General features: G+C 36.5%; 5 protein-coding genes and 1 pseudogene. 2 read left to right on the top strand and 4 right to left on the bottom strand.

From position 1 onward, the window contains the following. The coding region (locus L647_RS0121100; RefSeq protein ID WP_024612779.1) for a cation:proton antiporter at positions 1–485 on the bottom strand (485 nt) is incomplete at its 3' end. Between the two features lie 242 nt (positions 486–727). After that, positions 728–1,147 carry a hypothetical protein gene (locus L647_RS0121095; RefSeq protein ID WP_024612778.1) on the bottom strand — a complete coding sequence of 140 codons (420 nt, stop codon included), beginning with the start codon at positions 1,145–1,147 and terminating at the stop codon, positions 728–730. Positions 1,148–1,402: 255 nt separating this feature from the next. On the opposite strand from L647_RS0121095, the pseudogene L647_RS1000000125505 reads away from it, so the two are divergent. Both L647_RS1000000125505 and L647_RS1000000126635 read left to right on the top strand, forming a co-directional pair. Continuing rightward, positions 1,403–1,594: pseudogene (locus tag L647_RS1000000125505) on the top strand (phage portal protein); the annotation flags it as partial. A gap of 19 nt (positions 1,595–1,613) precedes the next feature. Further along, positions 1,614–1,817, top strand: coding sequence for a hypothetical protein (locus L647_RS1000000126635; protein ID WP_253948927.1), 204 nt, complete (start codon positions 1,614–1,616; stop codon positions 1,815–1,817). Between the two features lie 197 nt (positions 1,818–2,014). Here L647_RS1000000126635 and L647_RS0121080 read toward each other — a convergent pair whose 3' ends face one another. Beyond that, a complete protein-coding gene (locus L647_RS0121080) occupies positions 2,015–2,935 on the bottom strand; it encodes a hypothetical protein (protein WP_024612777.1) in 921 nt (306 codons plus the stop codon). Positions 2,936–3,442: 507 nt separating this feature from the next. After that, a partial coding sequence (locus tag L647_RS0121075; protein ID WP_024610393.1) for an ISAs1 family transposase occupies positions 3,443–4,501 on the bottom strand: 1,059 nt, incomplete at its 5' end.

Below are 4,501 nucleotides of genomic sequence, written 5' to 3'. Positions count from 1 at the left end.
GATTGTAAAATACCCATTACCGCAATCGGATCGGTTGGCGATATTAACGCGCCAAACAACAAGCACCAAATAAACGACAAATTAAACCCAAGTAACGGCAATACAAAATAAAGTGCGCCGGCAATAATGACCGTAGATAACAACGTGCCTAAACACGCAAGAATCCCGATTGGCAGTTTATAACGCTTTAAATCGCTAACATTAACGTGTAATGCCCCTGCAAAAAGCAGCATAGAAAGCATGCCATCAAGCAAAACCTCGGTAAAATCTAACTGATCGAGCAAGCTCACTTCGTAATCTATAAGATCATCAAACCCTAAAAAGCCCAAAAATATAGCGCCGATAGACAAAAGCATTGAAATAACCATAACGCCAATGGTTGTTGGTAAGCCAATAAAACGATGGTTTACATAGGTGAGTAACGCGGTAATTGATAAAAATATCGCACTTATTTCAAGTACGCTTAGGCTGGTTCCTGGTGCCATGGTTTAAATCTCAATATTTATTTAATGGTGCCTTACTCAAAATAAGCAAAGCAGAAGGGATATTATTTTTTATACGGTTATCTCGTATTATATTCTTATAGCGTAAACAAGCATACCCAAAATATTAATGTATTTAACGTATTAGCCCACGCATTTAATAAAACAAAAAAGCCCATGTTAGGAATTAACCTAACATGGGCTTTTTTACACTCGCTATTTTATATCATACTTTTGTAAGCATTTTATAAAGCGCTTATTAAAGATAGGTCTTCTTTAGCGCGAGTTAAGTTATGCGATACCATTGCGCTTTTAGACATTTCGTTTGCTTCGTATAAATCAGCAAGACCAGCCGTATCGTTATTCGCTTTTAAACGTGCAACACCACGGTTGCTTAATGCAAATGATGTAAGTTGGCGTACTTTAAATTTAGGGCCATCTGCGTCTTTTAAAAGCGCGATTGCTTTAGTACAAATTGCTTCGGCTTGAGCATAATTTTTTGACTTAACATTCAGTGCACAGCTATTAAATGATTGCTCAAGTGGCTGTGGCGCTGTTGCAGTTTCAATAACCATTAATTTGTAATCACTTTGCTCAGCCATTGCAGCAGCTGAACATGTAAGTAGTGAGCTAAGAGCGATAGTTTTGATAAGAGTAAGTTTCATGATTATATTCCTGATTAGTTAAGTCGTACTTGTTGCCGACAACTAAACTTTAGAGAATTAACACAAAACCGACAAACGATTAAAACAAACCTAACAAGTGAATAAAACTAACTTATAGACTTTAGTCTAATGCCAAACTATTGATTTACGGTAATTGATATTTATAAAGTCAGCGACTAAATCCACACCTTATTTAGTGCGTTCAAGTAACTTAACTACTTGGGCTACAACTTTAGACTTAAAGCCTTTGACTACAACATCATTTATCCACCAAACCAGCTGTTAAGGCACCAAGTGCTTAGCAAATTTGCATTTGATTTACTGTGGAGCGGTAATGCATATTTGCAAATTATTAAAAATTCATTTGGACAAGTTATTAAGCTGCGCCATTTACCATATTTAACAATGCGTTATAGCGATAAACCTGGTGTGTACGCACAATTAAGTTTATCAGAAAAGTAAAATAATGGGGTGGGTTACGAATTTATTCACCAGCAATTCGGCTGAGCTAATTAATGCCGAGGGTAATGTGCTTGATAATCTATTTACTAGCGATGAAGAGTTAGTAACGCTTGATATTATAAAACAACGCTTGGCGCGGCAACCTGCTTTAGCACAATCCGAGGTTATGAAGGTGCAAGCCCGTTTTAAATCTGGGTATGTGGCTTAGGTTTTTTATTTTCCTTTGTGGTCAACCCGGTTCTAGTATTGGTTAATACCTGGTATTGGTAAACCTGAATTACCACTCGATGCAATGATTGAATTAACACTTGCCATGCTTGGACTTGCAGGTTTAAGAAATGTGAAAATTAAAGGGCGCTAGTAAGTAAGGTTACTTATTCACTCCAACCCCTATAATTTTTAGCTCTACAATCTAGGTTGCCTTTTCATAGAAAAAAAAGCCTCTCTATCAGCTTTCCCATGTATATTAAAATGTGCCATGTGAGAGAAGTGAGATTCAATTTTCCCTGATTTTAAATGAAACGGCAGCCCATCAAGATTGATCTCCGCACAAATACTCGCAAAATCCTTTTCATAGCAGTCTTGAAGTATTTTTAGATTAGTAGATGGAAAGCTATTTTTAAATTCTTTGTTAAACTTAGGCTCAAAGTATTTAATAAATGCAGCTTCAAACAGACAGACTTGTTCATGCTCAGAAGTATTAAAAATCTTTTCTAAACCTAATTTAATACGTGCATCATCTTTTTCTCTTTCCTTAGCCTTATGATTGAACATTGTAATTACTTGATTGTTTTCCTTAATATCAATAACTAGTACATGTAATTCTTTATTTGGTACTGTATGTGTTAAAGATATTTTTTGTAATGTACCGTGGCTCAAAAGTCTATCTCTAGCATTTCTAGAGCCATTTTTCCCGTATGCTTGGCCTATATAAAGTACATCAAAATCAAACTTTTTTGTATGATTATGTATAAGACTAAAAGCCATCTGGGGTGTTAACCAGAGTTTGTCTTCTTTATTAATTAAGCACGGGTAATCTTCATCATCCTCTGGAGCAAGATCGAAGCCAGCGGGAATAATCAAAGGCAACTCTAAATCTTGATCTCCATAAATCACATTAAAAACTATTTTATTTTCATCAATTTTAAAGCCATCAATGGCTATCTTAGGAACTAAACCAATAATATATATGTGACATGAATTCAATAATTTTTGATGTTGCTTAAACATATCTTCATCATAAAGTGCATTTGCAGGAAAGTGCAAATAACTTGAAGCAAATAGACTAAGCATATGCTCAACTCCATACTTTAAATCGTGATGCATTTGAATCCTTTCTGTAAGTAATAAAATTAATATTTCGTAGTATCCATTATAAACTTTTAAAACTCACCAGCAATTTTATCTTTTTGTTGTCACTTCATGTCAAACTTTGTCACTTTTTGACAGTTTGATCTTTTTAAAACCTACGACAGGTCCTTTTACTGGGCTAGCTGACAATTAATGACGTGTCACTGAGGTTGTCAATTTGACACATTTTTTGGACGAAAAAAGAAGGCGAGGAGGAGTGAGTTTTTCGCTCTTTTGTTTCTTAGCTCACACTTTCCAGCATGCCTTGGCGAGCCAATTAAATACGATGTTATCTATTTCAAAAATAAGAAGGAAAAAAAAGCGCTAGCCAGGAGCTAACGCTTTTTTGTACTGAATACTAATTACTAAATATTAACCCCTCCAACAAAAAATCTGGAAATTTCAAAAACTTCATTAATCAATTGTTATTTGGTTCTCAGTAATTAGCTGCCTTTAAACCCAGGGCAAGAGCATGAAAAAACACTATAAATTCAATACCTTTTCAAGATAAGCTGTACTGCGCATCGCTTTCTTCTGCTTTGCTGGCATACCTTTACTAAAACTGGTTTCAGCCTTTAATTGATTAAATGCGATATGCCTCAGCCCTGCAAATACTGGCGCTGCACCTTCGCGCCTAATTCGGCACTCATCTTCTTTAAATCCTACGTCTAAACGCCAATGTAATCCGTTCTCTATTTGCCAATGTTGCCGCGCTGACCTTGCCAATTCTTCCGCCGTTAAATATGCTGAACTGATATAGTACCTATAACATAACTCATTGCTTACTTTACCTTTTTCCTTTCTGTAGGAAACAATAACACCCACCGTCTTTGCACCTTCCCAGTGTATCGTTTCTGATAAATCACTTACATCATGACGCACTGCACAACACCTAAACTCCTCTCTGTTTTTTTGATAATCTGCTTCATTAAACAAAATCCCTTCAGACGCTTGTCGTGTTATCTCCGGTAATAAAGCCCCCTCTATTTGCGACAGGAGTCCTTTATGATTTGCCTTCACTGCAAGAAGGTAATTAGCTTCTTTGCTCACTATTTTTTCTGCAATTGATTTTTGACACCCCATGGCGTCAATTGTGACTAAGCACCCTTTTATCTCAAGTAACTCAAGAAGTGTTGGTAACGCTGTTATTTCATTCGACTTTTTATCAACAGGACATTGCGCTAAAACGACACCATTTTCGCATGAAAACGCACTGACCATATAAAGTGCATCGCGCCTATCTGACTGATTAAATGAGCCTTTTAAGCATTTACCATCAATAGCTACGACATCGCCCTGGGTTAACTTAGTGCATGCTTTCATCCAAGAAGAAAAAGAATCTTGAAATTGCGTCATATCGATACGGCTTAGTACGCGGGCAATTGTGTCATGACGAGGAATACCTTGCTCTAGGGGAACATATTTCCTGAGCCAATCTAATCTATCATGACCAAAATCTTCAATATCTTCCCAGCCTTGGCATCCAGACACAACAGCGCTGACGGCTAAGAATATGATATCAAATAGTTTATGAACCACTTT

Source organism: Pseudoalteromonas sp. TB64, assembly GCF_000498095.1.
GTDB lineage: Bacteria > Pseudomonadota > Gammaproteobacteria > Enterobacterales > Alteromonadaceae > Pseudoalteromonas.
Note: the sequence above shows the minus strand (reverse complement) of the source record. Positions and strands in the feature narration are given on the sequence as shown.